The sequence below is a fragment of the Nocardia sp. NPDC055321 genome, assembly GCF_053645575.1.
Window position 1 is genome coordinate 239,310 of record NZ_JBSHMS010000003.1, and the last position, 14,259, is coordinate 253,568.

Below are 14,259 nucleotides of genomic sequence, written 5' to 3' on the forward strand. Positions count from 1 at the left end.
TCGAGACGGTTCCCCGTCCAGCCCGTGGGAGCGGGCCATCAGGACCCGGATCGACGATGCCGCCGCGACTACGGCCGCAGCACCGGCGGAATCGAGCGAGTAGCACCGTTCCGGCCGGGGTTCGCGCCGAATCCGATCACTGCGAACGACGCCGGTCGGATCTCGGGCCGTCGAGGGCGCACCACGCGACCCACGCGGGATGTCGACCCGCGGGCCGGACGCGCACCGGCATTCTCGTCGATGCCGGTGTGACGGCGAACCGAACGGGACGGGCCGAGCCCGGCGAGCCGCGCGCCGCCGAGCCGCCCGGCGCGCGGTCCCCACCTCGCGTGATCCCCTACTCCCCAGTAGCTTTCACCCCGGCGCGAGCGCCCCTCACTGAGCGGGACAGCGGTTTGCCGGGGCGTTCGCTCTCGGGTAGCGCCAACCTTCTCAGACGCCTATGCTCCTCCGCGAGATCCGAATCCGATTGCCGGTAGGCGCATTTCGTGCGCACCGCCGCGGGGCTCGGTCGCGCCGGGGTGTTCGCCTCGGTGAACGTGAGTGCGGAAGTGCGAAGCTTGTCGGAGTCATCGAATCCGCCGGGCGGCAGGCCGGATACCGTTCGCGGTATCGGGCAGCTGGTCGGAACGCTGTTGGCGTGCGCGGCGATTGCCGCAGCCGGAGTGGTCGCGGTGGTGTTCACCGCACCCGAACAATCACGCACCGTCCTCACCATCGGCGGATCGATCGCCGGGGTGCTGCTGTGCGCCGCGGTCACGACCGCGGTCTACTTCCGGCTCCAGGCCCAGCGCGCCCGGCTGGGCGAGGCCGCGGCGATCGCCGAGACCCGGACCCGGATCGCCGACTGCGTCGCGGGCGCCAATGCGCGAATCACCGAGGTGCACAACCGAGCCCAGGCCCTCGAGGAGGCCCTGGCCAAGCGGGCGCGCGAGGTCAGGGACAGCGAGAACCGGCGCGCGGCCGCCATGGCCGCCTTCGCGGGCGCCGCCGGTCGCATGCAGGCGATGAGCACCAGCATGCTCGCCGAACTGCGCGAGATGGAGCACCGGCACGCCGACCCCCGCGTGCTGGAAGATCTGCTGGAACTGGATCACCGCACCGCCCAGGCCGGTCGCCTGGCGGACAGCATCGCCGTGCTCAGTGGCGCGCGATCGGGCCGCCGCTGGGCCAAACCCATTGCCATGGAATCGATCCTGCGTGGCGCGATGGGCCGCGTCGCGGGCTATCAGCGGGTGCGCCTGCGCGCGGTCGCCGAACTCGCGGTCGCCGGGCACGCGGCCGAGGGCGTGATGCACGTGCTGGCCGAACTCCTGGACAACGCCTGCAACTTCTCCCCGCCCACCACCGAGGTGCACGTGTACGCGGCGGAGGTGCCCGCCGGCGTGGTCATCACCATCGAGGACAGCGGCCTCATCATGAGCGAATCCGCTTTGCGCCGAGCCGAACTCGCGGTCGGCGACGGCGCGCAGGCCGGTGGCCGCGGCGCACAGTCGGATCTGTCCTCGCTCTCGGGCACCCGCCTCGGCCTGCCCGTCGTCGGTCATCTGGCCCGCAAGCACGATCTCACCGTCTCCTTCCGCCCGTCCGCCATCGGCGGCACCGCCGTGGTCGTGGTCGTCCCCCGCGAACTGACCACCCGCCTCGAACGCCCCCGGCCGCCCGCCCCCGAGCCCGCGCGGCCCGCCGGTCCGTCGATCCCCGTGCTCGCGGGCGGCACCACCACCTCCCCCGGCCTGCCCATCGTCCTGCCCCGGCGCACCGCCCTCGCGTCGGCGGCCGAACCCGAAGCGCTGCCGCCCGGCGCCTCGCACGACTTCTTCACCCTGCCCGCCGCGCTGACGGCCGAGCCCGCCGCCAATACCGCCGCCGCGCGCGCACTCTCGGACAACACCACCGGCATGCTGGGCTCCACCGCCGCCCTGGCCGGTTCCGCCCCCGAACGCTTCGCGGCGGCCCCGCCGGCGCTCGAACCGCCCCGGACCACCGACCCCGCACCGGCCCAGGACTATTGGCAGTCCCCGGTTCCGGATTCGCACGCCGCGAACAGCTCCCCGGCCGCGAATACGCCCCCGAACCCCACCGCCGGCTTCTCGGGCAGCACCGCGCCGCTGCCCGGACGCGATCCGGCCGGTGACGAAAACCCTGCGAGCCCACCGGCTTCCGCCACCGCCAAGCTGCCCAAGCGGCAGCGGGGCAGTGCGCTGGCCGCGGCTCATCCGCAGGGACTGTCCGCACCCGCCGCACCGGCGTATCCGATCTCGTCCCGTACCCCCTCACCCGCCGCGCTGGGCGCCTTCCAGCGTGCGGTGACCGGGCGCGAGAACGCCGGTCCGGCGAACCCACCCCCGCCCTTGGAGACCGATCGATGACCCTCTCGGCAACGCAGCTGGGCTGGCTGCTGGAGCAGCTGCTCGTCCGTACCCCGCGCACCAGGCACGCCCTGCTGCTGTCCGGTGACGGGCTGAAGATCTGCCACACCTCCGAGCTGGGCAACGACAGCGCCGATCAGCTGGCCGCGATCGCCGCCGGCATGCAGAGTCTCTCGCACGGCGCGTCGGTCGAGTTCGGGGACGGGCGCGGTGGGGTGCGCCAGTCGATGACCGAGTTCTACGGCGGCATCCTGTTCATCGTCGAGGCCGGGGTGGGGGCCCATATCGCCGTCGTCGCCGCCGAGGACGCCGACGCGGGGCTGGTCGGCCACAACATGAAGGAGTTGGTCGAGCAGCTCGGCGAGCACTTGGCCGCCGCTCCGCGGGTCCGGGGCGCGAGCGTGTCGTGACCAGGCCACAGGAGGATCCGGACCGGCTCTACACCCTCACCGGCGGACGGAGCCGGCCCGATTCGGACGCCTTCGATCTCGTGACCCTCGTTGTCAGCGAATGTGATCCGGCGCCGGGCATGCAATCCGAGCACGCGGCGATCCTGCAGATCTGCCGCACCCCGGCCGCGGTCGTCGAGATCGCCGCCGAACTGCGGCTCCCGGTCGGCATCACCACGATTCTGCTCTCCGACCTGCTGCTCGCGGGCAAGATCACTGTCCGGCATCCGCGGCACAGCCCTGCCGCGCAATGGCATTCGCTGCCGGACTCCACCACCCTCGAGAAGGTACTCGTTGGACTCCGCAATCTCTGATCCCCGTCCCGCGCGGGCCGACGCACCCCTGCACGCCTCCGCCAGCCAGGGTTTGAAGATCGTCATCGTCGGCGGGTTCGGCGTCGGCAAGACCACCATGGTGCGCTCGGTCAGCGAGATTCGCCCGCTGGACACCGAGGCCACCATGACGCAGGTGGGCCACGGCATCGACGATCCCACCGGCGCGCCCGACAAGTCCACCACCACCGTGGCTTTCGACTTCGGGCGCATCACCATCGACGACGAGCACGTGCTGTACCTGTTCGGCGCGCCGGGGCAGGAGCGGTTCTGGTTCCTGTGGGACCGGCTCTTCACCGGTGCTCTCGGCGCGATCGTGCTGGTGGATCCGCATCGAATCTCGGACTCCTGGTACGCCATCGACCGCCTGGAGCATCAGGGCACGCCGTTCGTGGTGGCTTGCAACAACTTCGGCGACACCCCGCACACCGATCAGGACGTGCGCGACGCCCTCGACCTGGATCCTCGGGTCCCGCTCGTCGATTGCGATGCCCGTCAGCGTGATTCGTCCAAGCGCGTGCTGATCAGCCTGGTCGAGTACCTCTACAGCTCGGAGACAACGTCATGACCGCCTCGGGCTGCCCGATCACCACCCCGCCCGGGGTCGTGCCGCTGAGCGGGCCGCGCTTCCACACCGATCCGCGCGCGCTCTACAACGACATGCGGCGCGAGCACGGTTCGGTGGCGGCCGTCGAGCTGGCCGGCGGCATCCCGGCCTGGCTGGTGATCGGCTACCGGGAGATCCACCAGGTCACCAACAGCCCGGAGCTGTTCCCGCGTGACGCGAGCCTGTGGAACCAGTGGGTCAACATCCCCGAGGACTGGCCGCTGCTGCCCATGATCGGGCCGCCCATGCCGTCCATCTACAGCACCGCCGGGGCCGAGCACCGCAGGCACGTGGCCATGGTGGAGCCCGCGCTGGAATCGGTCGACCCCTTCGAATTGCGCAGGCACTGCGAGGAATTGGCCGATCGCCTGATCGACGAGTTCTGCGGTCGCGGGCACGCCGACCTGGTCGCGGACTTCGCCGTCCCGCTCCCGGTGCTGGCGCTGGCCTGGCTGCTCGGCCTGCCCGACGAGCGCGGCCCGCACCTGGCCCGGGTCATGAAGACGCTCGCCGACGGCGGCGCGGACGCGCAGTCCGCCTACGCCGTGTTCATGGGCGAAATGCAGCAGCTGCTGATGGAGCGCAAGGCCGTGCGCGGCAACGACCTGGTCTCGCGCATGCTCGCGCACCACGATCAGTTCACCGACACCGAATACGTGCTGGACCTCATGGCGGTGGTCGCCGCCGGGCAGCTGCCCACCTCCGACTGGATCGGAAACTCGGTGCGGCTCATGCTCACCGACGATCGCTTCGCGGCCGCGCTGGGCGGCGGCCGCCGCAGCGTCGGGCAGGCCATGAACGAGGTGCTGTGGGAGGACACCCCCACCCAGATCCTCGCCGGCCGCTGGGCCGCCCGCGACACCCGCCTGGGCGACAGGACGATTCGCGCCGGCGACCTGCTGCTACTCGGCCTGGCCGCGGCCAACGCCGATCCGCACGTGCGCCAGAGCGTCACCGATTCCGCGGTGCACAACGGCAACAGCGCGCATTTCGCGTTCAGTCACGGCGAATACCGCTGCCCCTTCGCCGCGCAGGAGATCGCCGAGGTGATCGCCCGGACCGGCATCGAGGTGCTGCTGGACCGGCTGCCGGACATCGACCTGGCGGTGCCCGTCACGCAGCTGGTCCGGCGGCCGTCACCCTTCCTGCGCGGAATGACTTCCCTGCCTGTTGTTTTCAGCCCAGTTCGTGCCGTCGGAGGTTTCCAGTGACTTCATGCCCCCATGCCATGCCCATCGACTTCATGGTGAGCGACCTCGACGGCGAGACCGCCCGCCTGCGCGAGGCGGGCGCGATCAGCCGCATCGAACTGCTCGGCGTACCCGCCTGGACCGTCACCGATCACAGCATCGCCCGGCAACTGCTCACCGATACCCGCCTGATCAAGGACATCAACGCCTGGGGACTGTGGACCTCGGGCGTGGTGACCCGGCAGTGGCCGCTGATCGGCATGATCGACGCCGGCACCTCGATGTTCACCGCGGACGGCGCCGAGCACCGCCGCCTGCGCATCAAGACCACCCAGGCGCTGACTCCGCGCCGGCTGGAGGCGTTGCGGCCGACCATCGAACGGCTCACCAAGGAACTGCTGGACGATCTCGACGAGGCGGGCCGCGACGGCGCGGTGGTCGATCTCAAGCAGGTCTTCGCCTACCCGCTGCCCATGCAGGTGGTCAGCGAGCTCATGGGCGTGCCGCGCTCGGACCAGGCCATGCTGCTGGACTGGTACAAGGCGTTCTTCTCCATGCTCACCCCGCAGGACGAGCGGCTGCGCGTGATCGACGAGCTGGACGTCTACTTCACCGAGATGGTGCGCCGCAAGACCGCCGAACCCGGCGACGATCTCACCAGCGCGCTGATCCTGGCCGACGAGGGCGGCGAGCCGCTGTCCGAGGAAGAGGTCGTCGGCAACCTCAAGGCGCTGGTCGCGGCCGGGCACGAGACGACGGTCAGCCTCATCATCAACGCCACCCGGGCGCTGCTGGCCCGCCCCGAACAGCTCGCGCTGCTGCGCTCGGGCGACGTCGAGTGGAAGCAGGCCATCGAGGAGACCCTGCGCTACGACGGCCCGGTCACCCACCTGCTCATGCGCTTCGCCACCGAGGACATCACCGTCGGCGACACCGTGATCGACAAGGGTGAGGGCGTGGTGATCTCCTACCGCGCGGTGGGCCGCGACCCGCAGATCCACGGCGCGGACGCCGACGCGTACGACATCACCCGCCCGACCGCGTCCCGCAACATCTCGTTCGGCTACGGCCCGCACATCTGCCCCGGGGCCGCCTTGGCCCGCCTCGAGGCGGCCATCGGCCTACCGGCGCTCTTCGATCGCTTCCCCGGCCTGAATCTCGCGGCGCCCCTGAGCGAGATCGGCAATCTGCCGGTCCTGACCCAGAACGACGTGGCGGCCCTGCCGATCCGCCTGAGCTGATCGCGCCGGCGGGGTTCGCTCTTGTCGAGGCGAATCCCGCTGGGTAGCTTGTGATTCGGCGGCCGCGCATCCAGTGCGGACGCACCTGTCAGACCTGAACCTGCCCGGACGAAACGCATCCGGCAGGAAGCTGGGCGCCCCTGTCAGGAAGCTGCCACCACCGTTCCGAGCGCCCGCGCCCAGCGCCCGTCCGCCTGCGCGGCGGCCATCTCGGCCAGCCCGGGTGCGCGCATCCGCCCGGCGGCGATCAGCGACTCCACCCGGCCCACGTTGATCCGGGACCACGGGCTGTTGCGGCGCCGGCGCGAAAACCGTTGCAGGAAGGTGTGATCGTCGTAGCCGCGGCGGTGGCTGTCGATCCAGCCGAAGCAGAGGCCCGCGTACGCGGCGTCCTCGATGCTCAGCAGCGGCAGCCCCGAGTTCTTCTTGGCGATCAGCAGCCAGACCCCGCCGGGGTCGCCGTGGTGTTCGGTCAGCCAGGTTTCCCACTGCGCGGTGGTTTCGAATCGCATCGGCTCGGGGTAGTTCGCGTCGGTCATGGGAATCATGATTCCGTGCAAAGTGCTCATCAAATGAGCAGTTTTATTACGCGCAGTCGTGGCGATAGTGGACACCGTTGTCGGGTTTCCGATGCTGTGGATTTCGCGTCGGCTCAGGGTCTTGCCCGCTTCCGGCATGCCCAACACGGCACCCACCCGATCTACCGGTTTTGTGTCACGGGTTTCCACCCGAACGCGGTCGAGCCCCCGATTCGCTCAGAAGGGCGGATCGGGGGCTGGGATCACTGGGTTACGCCGCCTCGAGCCCGAGGCGCGGAAGCCGCGCGTCGTCGGGCTCTCGGCCGGCATGCTGTCCGGATACCCGGACGTGATTCGTTCAGGCGCGCGCGAGTTCGGTGCCGCGCAGGATGGAATCCGCGGTGTCCGAAGGCCATTCGAGCCCGGTGTCGAGCTTGGCCAGCACGTCCGCGGCCGGATCCTCGTTGAGACACCGCTCGAGCTGGCTGACGGCGTTGGCCGAAAGACCGCTGGTGCGCGCCAGATCGGCCTGCGTCCAGCCCATCTCCTTGCGCCGCGCCTTGATCCGGTCCGAGAGCGCCTTCAGATCGGGCTCGCCCCCGGCGGCGGGCTCGGCCGCGGCCGGCTTCGCGGTGCCCTGCACCTTCACCGGCTCGGCCTTCGTCGCGGCCGCGGGCTTCGCGGCGGCTTCCACCTTGGCCGCGGGCGCGGCCGCCACGGCCTTCACCTCCGCCGATCCGGCCTCTCCCCCTTGCTTGCGCGCGCCCCCATCCGGCACCAGGAGCCCCTGGGTCAACAGCCGCGACCGCTTCCGCCTGCCCATTTTCGCCACAAGGCCTCCTCGACCCGTCGTTTCCACTCCCGCTGGAGCACCCGAAAGGTTGCCACGAGTTCCCTGAAATCCCGGGCACGTCCCATTCCTCGGCGTGCCCACGGCCCCCGACCCCGATAATCACTGGTCAAACGACCGCAACGACAACAGTTTCCGGCAGCGACCCCTGCGGGCACAGGCTTGCCAGCCTATCCGAACGAGGCTGGAGGAGAGACGAAACGTCTCCCCCCGATCTGCGGCGAACAGCGGATAAGCACCGCCGATCCGGGTAGTTCACCTGTGCCATCTCGCCGAAACCCGGTGCCACTTCAAAGCTTGCGCACTACCGGCACCGTGTTGTCCGTCGGCGGATCCGGCAGAAAGCCGCGTGACCGGAGCGCCGCGAGTGCCTCGGCCGCGACGTGCGGCGCGGGGGGCCCGGTCTCGACACGCACGACGTCGACCTCACCGACCGGTTCCTCGAGCGTCGCCAGCTGTGAGTCCAACAGCGCGGCGGGCATGAAGGCGTGGTCCCGGTGCGCCGTGCGCCGCTCGAGATCGGCGCGAGTGCCGTGCAGGTAGACGAACATCAGGTTCCGTGGCGCGGTCTGTCGCAGCCGGTCCCGATACGAACGGGTGAGCGCCGAGCAGGCGACGACGGCCGACTCGCCCGCGCCGGCGTGCTCGCCGAGCCGCTTGCCGATCGCCGCCAGCCAAGGCGCGCGGTCGGCGTCGGTGAGTGGCTGTCCGGCAGCCATTTTCGCGATGTTCGCGGGAGGATGCAGATCGTCGCCCTCGAGCATCCGCCAGCCGAGCCGCGCCGCCAGGAGATTCACGACGGTCGACTTGCCCGCGCCGGATACGCCCATGACCACGATCACACGCGGTGGGTCAGTGTTGTTGTCCCGCATGGGTACATGCTTCCTCCGCACAACCCGATGCGGTATGGGACACGCGGCTCAGCGGGGCGTCCGATGCTCCGGCGGGCCGGGCCGATCGACGACAAAGCGGACGCACCGTCCCCGGGAGCACCACGTCACCCGTGTCGGCGGGCCGGCCCCTCAGCGGCGCAGCTCGTGCTTCGGCGAATGCCCGAAGGTCTGTTTGTACACCTGGGCGAACCGGCCGGGATGGCTGAACCCCCAGCGCGCGGCCACGATCGACACCGAGATGTCGTCGCTGGGCTCGGCGGCGGCCAGGTCGGCGCGGGCGCGATCCAGTCGAACGATCCGCAGGTACTCCAGCGGCGTCATGTCGTGTTCGCGGCGAAACGCGTTCTGCAGGGCGCGAACACTGGTGCCGGCCTGGGCGGCCAGTTCGGCGACGGTCATCGGGTGGCCGGGATTGGCCTGGATGTAGTCCACCGCGCGCTGCAGGGCCGTGGGCTGCACCGCGCCGGGGCCGGGTTGCAGGTGCAGGTCCATGGTCGTGTTGGGGAAGACCGCCAGGGCCGCGGCGGCCAGGGTGCGGGTGAGGTTCTGCACCACCAGCTCGGTCAGCACGGGGGAATCCGGGGCGGTGAGCTCGTGGTGGGTGAGGTCGAACAACCTGCCCCAGAATCGTTCGCTCCGAACGTCTCTCGGTTCGAGCCCGGTGAACCGGAACTCCGACGGATCGACCCCGGACAGCGCGGCCAGGTCGGTGATCATCGTGTACGGCACGTGCAGCAGGTTCACGTCGTGGCTGTCGCACTCGGCAATGATCGGCACCCCGAACGGGAACATCACCAAATCTCTGCGGTGCTGCTGGAAGTCGTGACCGCCGCCCCGCAATCGGGCGCGTCCGCGCAGCGAGCGCTCGAAGTACACGTGGTCGTGAATGGGCGCGATGTGGCAGCTGTAGCCGATCGAACTGCGGATCTCGGTGGCGATGACCTCGCCCCACACCATGGCGGTGGTGCGAACGCGACTGTGCGGCGGGGCATCCCAGAACCGCAGTGCGTTGTCCGAATACATCTGGGTGACGAAGGCGACGGCCTCTTCGGCGTCCCGGGACGACAGCTCTTCCCGGCGCGCCTCGACCAGCCGGTGTTCGGTCATGCGTAACCTCTCCGGGCGGAAGCTGGCGATTCGCCAACAGTATTCACCCGGGCCCGCCACGGAATGCGGGATTCGCCCCGCACCCCGGAATCTGTCCGAAAAACGCAGCCCGCGCCGAACCTTCTGGACAGTCTGCGTATATCGCTGCACGAACGATCCACGGCTTCGTACCGTGGAGCCAGCACCCGGTACGCCGAAGGTGCCGTCGGGCGATCCGGCTCGCCAACCCCGCGGGCCGCGTGTCCCGCCGCGACCCGCGGCAGTTCGACGCCCGATCGCCCGCAAGCAGAGCCGTCACGCGCCGACCCTCGTGGTCGGCTCGCACTGGGAGGGAAGGGATTCGACGATGACCGCCGTCAACGAGGTACGAGTACTGGCCGCCCTACACGTCCGCGCGACCCCACTGACAGTTCACGACCTCGCCGTCGAGACCGGAACGAGCCCTCGTGCGGTCCGCAAATCCCTTGCCGCCCTGTCTCGCTCGGGCATGGTGGAACAAACCACCCAGGACCCCCGCTGGCGCCTGAGCCTCCGCGGACGCCGCTGGGTCAAAACGGCGATAGGCCGCGCCGCCCTGGATCTCCCCTCCCCCGAACCCCCGATCGCGCTCTGCGGCTGACGATCGGGGGTTCGGGTGGGGGTGGCATCCGACCGGCGTACCGCAGCCGGCGTGAGCGTCAGCGCAGGGCCGGGTCCGTCACCTGCGCGCTACTCCCGGCGCCGGCCAGCGCCCGATCCGAGAGATCCAGCGGAACATTGGCCGGCTGCACGTCCACCTGCCCCTGCCAGATGACACCGCCCTGCGGGCACCACACCAGCACTCGCCGCGAGCCCGGCGCAACGTTCTCCGCGACAACGGTATTCGCCCCCGGCGTGATGCCGATGCTCTGCGTGTTCCCATCCGCGTCCGGATCGACGATGCACCGATCGGGCGGATACTCGGTCCCGTTGACGACCACCTTGATCCGGGCACGACCCGGTGTCACCTGGACACTAGGGTCAGCGGCCGCCAGGGCAGGGTCGGCCAGCAACAGCGCACCCGCCGCGACGACGGTCGTGAGCACTTGCCCACTCCGCACGGGCAACGTCCTTCGGGTCGAAAGGTTCAAGAATCCACACTCCTTCACATCGAACCAATGGGAAGGCCGACTCTAGAAGTCCGGTGCCCCGCCGGGTATCGGGCAGGTGCCCTATACCCGGTCGCTGAACCGCAGCGTCTACAAGGAGAGCCGCTCCCTGACGAAAACCGCCGCCTGATCCCGATAGTCATTGCGGAAGTACGCGAAATGCCCGGGGCTCAACGCGTTCCCGAATCCCACGACCGGGTCCCCGCCCTGACACACCCGGTCGCCGCCGGCACAGAACGAGCGCACCCGGTCACTGAATTCCCCCGCCGACCCCACCGGCAGCGCGGCCACGCCCGACAGCGCGGGATCGAACTCACCACGGTTGAACGAGTCCGCCCCGTTGAACAACGGACTCCCGAACAACGCGATCGCGTCGATCCGCGCGGCGGCCTGGTCCGTCACTTCACTCCGCCCGTTCAGCATGTTGCCGATGACCCGAGCCCCCTGCGAGTACCCGAGCAACACGAGCCGCTGCTCCGGGCAGTCGGCCGCGGCCCGGTTGACCGTAGCGGTCAGGTTCTCGACACCACGCACGGCGCTGTCCGCCGCCATCGAGGCCGGGTACTCGAGCTCGGTGACCGCCCCGCCCCCGCTTTCCCGGACGATCCGCTCGGCCAGCGGCGTCAGCAACAGACTGCCGCTCTGCGGTTCGAGCGTCCCCCGCACGTTGACGACCCGCACCTCCGCACAGCCGCCGCCGGGCTCCGCGGACGCGCCCGGCAGGACCGGCGCCACGAGCGCCACCCCGATCACCGTCGAACACAGCAGAATTCGAGATCGTTCACCCATGCGCCCAATGTATTGCGCCCGCCCGCTCTGTCGCCAGCAGTCGACACGGGCGAGTTTCGTCTCCCGATCAGCACAATGCACCCCGTACCCGAATGCGAGGCAATCGACTCAACCGGAGAAGCGGAAAAGTAGCGGCGTCGCTGTTGTGGGAAAGTAGTGGATTTGCACGAAATTGCGCCGACAAAGAAAATGCCCCTGACCAGAAGACCTGGTCAGGGGCATTTTTCTGCTCCCCCATCTGGACTCGAACCAGAAACCTGCCGATTAACAGTCGGCTGCTCTGCCAATTGAGCTATAGGGGATTGTGTCCCGGTCACCCTCTCGGGCGACCGGAGAAAACTTTAGCGCATGGGTTGTTCAGTTCCCAAATCGGCTCTCTACCTGGGGACATGTCGGTGGGGGGCGGATCGACAGGGGGGTGGGGTGTCAGGCAGGATGGGGGGCGCTGACTGGCCTACGGGAGGAGCTTCTCGACATGCTGCGGTTGATCATCGGCGTCGCGGCCGGGTATGTGCTGGGCGCGAAGGCCGGGCGAGCCCGGTATGAGCAGATCAGCAAGACCACCCGCGCCATTAGTGAGAGTCCGGTCACACGGAAGCTGGTTCAGGTGAGCCGGCAGCGGTTGTCGGACAAGTTGAGCACGCAGCCCAAGCTGGAGCCCATGGTTCCGCTGGACGAGCGGACCACCATCATGGTGCCGCACGACCAGCTGCGTCGATAGTTCGAAAACGCCTCGCGCCCGGCACATTCGACATGTGCCGGGCGCGAGGCGTATCGGGAGCGCGAAGCCCGGCGAGAGAGATCAGCGCCCGGCGAAGTCCTCGGAGTTGCCCATCGCCTGTGTCATCAGGCTCTTGCGGTACTGCTCCAGCGCCACCAGATCCCCGAACAGCGCGAAGTACGCCTCGGACTGCTCGGTGGAGGAGATGCGCTGCAGCTTCGACTTGAGCTCGGCGATCTGCCGGCCCACCCAGGACTCCTGGACGCGCGCCAGCACGCCGGTGACCAGGCGCGGGATGTCGGCCTCGGACTTCACCGGCAGCTGTTCACCGGCCAGCTCCGAGACCAGCGCCCGCAGGGTGAGGTCGTCGGTGTTGTCGGCGACCGCGGCGACCCACTCCGCACCGCCCAGCCCGGCCGCCGTGCCGCCCGCCTCGGCGATGGCGGCGTGCACGGCCTTGAACGCGGGATGGGTGAAGACATCGGACTCGAGGGAGTCGAACACCGGCCCGGCGAACGCGGGGTACTGCAGGGCCGCGATGAGCGCCTGGCGCTGCACCATGAGCGCCGGATCACGGGGCGACGGCCGATCCGCGGCAGGCGCGGAAACCGGCTGCGCTGCTTCCCGTTCCGGAACGCCCCGGCGCGGGGCCGCCCCGCTCGCCGCGCCGCGCGCGTTCTTGCGGGCCTCGTCGCCCACCCGGCGCACGACCATCTGAATGTCGTCCCAGCCGACCCACCCGGCGAGTTTGGTCGCGTACGCCTTGCGCAGGGCGTTGTCCTTGATCTGCGCGACCACGGGCACGCCCCGGCGCAGCGCGTCGACCTGCCCCTCGGGGGTGTCGAGATTGTGCTCGGCCAAAAGACCCCGGATCACGAACTCGTACAGCGGGACTCGCCGCGCGACCAGATCCCGCACCGACCCGTCGCCCGAGCGCTGGCGCAGCTCGCACGGATCCAGGCCGTCGGGGGCCACGGCGATGTAGGTCTGCCCGGCCAGCTTCTGATCACCGCTGAACGCCTTGAGCGCCGCAGCCTGCCCGGCCTCGTCGCCGTCGAAGGTGTAGATGATCTCGCCGCGCCAGAAGTTGTCGTCCATGAGCAGCCGCCGCAGCAGCGCGAGATGTTCGTCACCGAAGGCCGTACCGCAGGACGCCACAGCGGTTTTCACCCCGGACAGGTGCATGGCCATGACGTCGGTGTACCCCTCGACCACGACCGCCTGATGCCCCTTGGCGATCTCGCGCTTGGCGAGATCGAGCCCGAACAGCACCTGGGACTTCTTGTACAGCACCGTTTCCGGGGTGTTGATGTACTTGGCCGTCATGGTGTCGTCGTCGAACAGCCGGCGCGCGCCGAAGCCGATGACATCGCCGCCGAGATTGCGGATGGGCCACAGCAGCCGCCGGTGGAAGCGGTCCATCGGCCCGCGCTGGCCCTGCCGCGACAGCCCCGCCGCCTCCAGCTCCTTGAACTCGAAACCCTTGCGCAGCAGGTGTTTCGTGAGCGTGTCCCAGCCGCCGGGCGCGTAGCCGCAGCCGAACTGGTGCGCGGCGTTGTGGTCGAAATTGCGCTCGGTGAGATACGTGCGCGCGGTCTCGGCCTCGGGGGTCCCCAGCTGCGCGATGTAGAACTCGTGCGCGGCGGCGTTGGCCGCGACCAGGCGCGAGCGGGTGCCGCGATCGCGCTGGACCGAGGTGCCGCCGCCCTCGTAGGTGATCTTGTAGTTGAGCCGGTCGGCCATCTGCTCGACGGCCTCGATGAAGCCGACGTGCTCGATCTTCTGCAGGAACGCGAAGACGTCACCGCCCTCACCGCAGCCGAAGCAGTGGAAATGGCCGTGATTGGGCCGCACGTGGAACGACGGCGACTTCTCGTCGTGGAACGGGCACAACCCCTTCATGGAGTCCGCGCCCGCGCGCTTCAGCGAGACGTACTCACCGACCACATCCTCGATCCGAACACGTTCACGAATCGCCGCGATATCGCGGTCTGGAAGTCGGCCGGCCACGGCAGCGAGTCTAGACCCGACCCACCGACACGCTCGACCCGGACGCACGGGCT

Annotated in this window: 15 protein-coding genes and 1 tRNA gene; 8 read left to right on the top strand and 8 right to left on the bottom strand. The window is 69.5% G+C overall.

Annotated elements, in window-relative coordinates:
• Positions 1-488: 488 nt before the first annotated feature.
• The 6 genes from ACWIGI_RS05960 to ACWIGI_RS05985 are packed head-to-tail and all read left to right on the top strand — an operon-like array spanning position 489 to position 6,191.
• On the top strand, positions 489-2,372 hold the full coding sequence (locus ACWIGI_RS05960; RefSeq protein ID WP_454201226.1) for an ATP-binding protein: 1,884 nt from the start codon (positions 489-491) through the stop codon (positions 2,370-2,372).
• Positions 2,369-2,782: a roadblock/LC7 domain-containing protein gene (locus ACWIGI_RS05965; RefSeq protein ID WP_354986969.1), complete on the top strand. Its 414-nt coding sequence runs from the start codon at positions 2,369-2,371 to the stop codon at positions 2,780-2,782. The genes ACWIGI_RS05960 and ACWIGI_RS05965 overlap by 4 nt, the downstream gene beginning before the upstream one ends.
• Positions 2,779-3,135: a DUF742 domain-containing protein gene (locus tag ACWIGI_RS05970; protein WP_354986970.1), complete on the top strand. Its 357-nt coding sequence runs from the start codon at positions 2,779-2,781 to the stop codon at positions 3,133-3,135. Before ACWIGI_RS05965 ends, ACWIGI_RS05970 begins: the two co-directional genes overlap by 4 nt.
• Positions 3,116-3,721: a GTP-binding protein gene (locus ACWIGI_RS05975; protein ID WP_454201227.1), complete on the top strand. Its 606-nt coding sequence runs from the start codon at positions 3,116-3,118 to the stop codon at positions 3,719-3,721. The genes ACWIGI_RS05970 and ACWIGI_RS05975 overlap by 20 nt, the downstream gene beginning before the upstream one ends.
• The gene (locus ACWIGI_RS05980; protein ID WP_454201228.1) at positions 3,718-4,971 is read left to right on the top strand and encodes a cytochrome P450; all 1,254 of its coding nucleotides are present in this window, start codon (positions 3,718-3,720) and stop codon (positions 4,969-4,971) included. Before ACWIGI_RS05975 ends, ACWIGI_RS05980 begins: the two co-directional genes overlap by 4 nt.
• A 17-nt stretch (positions 4,972-4,988) precedes the next feature.
• Positions 4,989-6,191 (top strand): cytochrome P450 family protein, encoded by a 1,203-nt coding sequence (locus ACWIGI_RS05985; RefSeq protein ID WP_454201229.1) that lies wholly within the window; start codon positions 4,989-4,991, stop codon positions 6,189-6,191.
• Positions 6,192-6,334: 143 nt separating this feature from the next.
• Here the strand turns inward: ACWIGI_RS05985 and ACWIGI_RS05990 are convergent, their stop codons facing one another.
• The 4 genes from ACWIGI_RS05990 to ACWIGI_RS06005 all read right to left on the bottom strand — a co-directional run bounded on the left by ACWIGI_RS05990 (position 6,335) and on the right by ACWIGI_RS06005 (position 9,559).
• A complete protein-coding gene (locus tag ACWIGI_RS05990; protein ID WP_454201230.1) occupies positions 6,335-6,730 on the bottom strand; it encodes a YdeI/OmpD-associated family protein in 396 nt (131 codons plus the stop codon).
• Between the two features lie 337 nt (positions 6,731-7,067).
• A complete protein-coding gene (locus ACWIGI_RS05995) occupies positions 7,068-7,532 on the bottom strand; it encodes a helix-turn-helix domain-containing protein (RefSeq protein WP_454201231.1) in 465 nt (154 codons plus the stop codon).
• 317 nt (positions 7,533-7,849) lie between these two features.
• Positions 7,850-8,431, bottom strand: a complete 582-nt coding sequence (locus tag ACWIGI_RS06000) for a gluconokinase (protein ID WP_454201232.1) — start codon at positions 8,429-8,431, stop codon at positions 7,850-7,852.
• A 150-nt stretch (positions 8,432-8,581) separates the two neighbouring features.
• Entirely contained in the window at positions 8,582-9,559 is a 978-nt protein-coding gene (locus ACWIGI_RS06005; protein ID WP_454201233.1) for a helix-turn-helix domain-containing protein, read from the bottom strand.
• Between the two features lie 346 nt (positions 9,560-9,905).
• Between ACWIGI_RS06005 and ACWIGI_RS06010 the strand changes: the two genes are divergently transcribed.
• Complete coding sequence (locus ACWIGI_RS06010) at positions 9,906-10,178, top strand: MarR family transcriptional regulator (RefSeq protein WP_454201234.1); 273 nt, start codon at positions 9,906-9,908, stop codon at positions 10,176-10,178.
• A gap of 58 nt (positions 10,179-10,236) precedes the next feature.
• Here the strand turns inward: ACWIGI_RS06010 and ACWIGI_RS06015 are convergent, their stop codons facing one another.
• The 3 genes from ACWIGI_RS06015 to ACWIGI_RS06025 all read right to left on the bottom strand — a co-directional run bounded on the left by ACWIGI_RS06015 (position 10,237) and on the right by ACWIGI_RS06025 (position 11,777).
• Positions 10,237-10,638 carry a hypothetical protein gene (locus ACWIGI_RS06015; RefSeq protein WP_454201235.1) on the bottom strand — a complete coding sequence of 134 codons (402 nt, stop codon included), beginning with the start codon at positions 10,636-10,638 and terminating at the stop codon, positions 10,237-10,239.
• Between the two features lie 138 nt (positions 10,639-10,776).
• A complete protein-coding gene (locus ACWIGI_RS06020) occupies positions 10,777-11,475 on the bottom strand; it encodes a cutinase family protein (protein WP_454201236.1) in 699 nt (232 codons plus the stop codon).
• A gap of 229 nt (positions 11,476-11,704) precedes the next feature.
• A tRNA-Asn gene (locus ACWIGI_RS06025) sits at positions 11,705-11,777 on the bottom strand.
• Between the two features lie 173 nt (positions 11,778-11,950).
• Here ACWIGI_RS06025 and ACWIGI_RS06030 point away from each other — a divergent pair.
• A complete protein-coding gene (locus ACWIGI_RS06030; RefSeq protein ID WP_454201237.1) occupies positions 11,951-12,196 on the top strand; it encodes a hypothetical protein in 246 nt (81 codons plus the stop codon).
• A gap of 81 nt (positions 12,197-12,277) precedes the next feature.
• Here the strand turns inward: ACWIGI_RS06030 and dnaG are convergent, their stop codons facing one another.
• A complete protein-coding gene (gene dnaG, locus ACWIGI_RS06035) occupies positions 12,278-14,206 on the bottom strand; it encodes a DNA primase (protein ID WP_454201238.1) in 1,929 nt (642 codons plus the stop codon).
• Positions 14,207-14,259 lie beyond the last annotated feature (53 nt).

Excerpts from the sequence above, each read along its gene's own strand:
- ACWIGI_RS06030 (WP_454201237.1), top strand. The coding sequence starts at position 11,951 with ATGCTGCGGTTGATCATCGGCGTCGCGGCCGGGTATGTGCTGGGCGCG.
- ACWIGI_RS06005 (WP_454201233.1), bottom strand. The coding sequence starts at position 9,559 with ATGACCGAACACCGGCTGGTCGAGGCGCGCCGGGAAGAGCTGTCGTCC.
- ACWIGI_RS06020 (WP_454201236.1), bottom strand. The coding sequence starts at position 11,475 with ATGGGTGAACGATCTCGAATTCTGCTGTGTTCGACGGTGATCGGGGTG.
- ACWIGI_RS05995 (WP_454201231.1), bottom strand. The coding sequence starts at position 7,532 with ATGGGCAGGCGGAAGCGGTCGCGGCTGTTGACCCAGGGGCTCCTGGTG.
- ACWIGI_RS06010 (WP_454201234.1), top strand. The coding sequence starts at position 9,906 with ATGACCGCCGTCAACGAGGTACGAGTACTGGCCGCCCTACACGTCCGC.
- ACWIGI_RS05965 (WP_354986969.1), top strand. The coding sequence starts at position 2,369 with ATGACCCTCTCGGCAACGCAGCTGGGCTGGCTGCTGGAGCAGCTGCTC.
- ACWIGI_RS05990 (WP_454201230.1), bottom strand. The coding sequence starts at position 6,730 with ATGACCGACGCGAACTACCCCGAGCCGATGCGATTCGAAACCACCGCG.
- ACWIGI_RS05985 (WP_454201229.1), top strand. The coding sequence starts at position 4,989 with ATGCCCATCGACTTCATGGTGAGCGACCTCGACGGCGAGACCGCCCGC.
- ACWIGI_RS06000 (WP_454201232.1), bottom strand. The coding sequence starts at position 8,431 with ATGCGGGACAACAACACTGACCCACCGCGTGTGATCGTGGTCATGGGC.
- ACWIGI_RS05980 (WP_454201228.1), top strand. The coding sequence starts at position 3,718 with ATGACCGCCTCGGGCTGCCCGATCACCACCCCGCCCGGGGTCGTGCCG.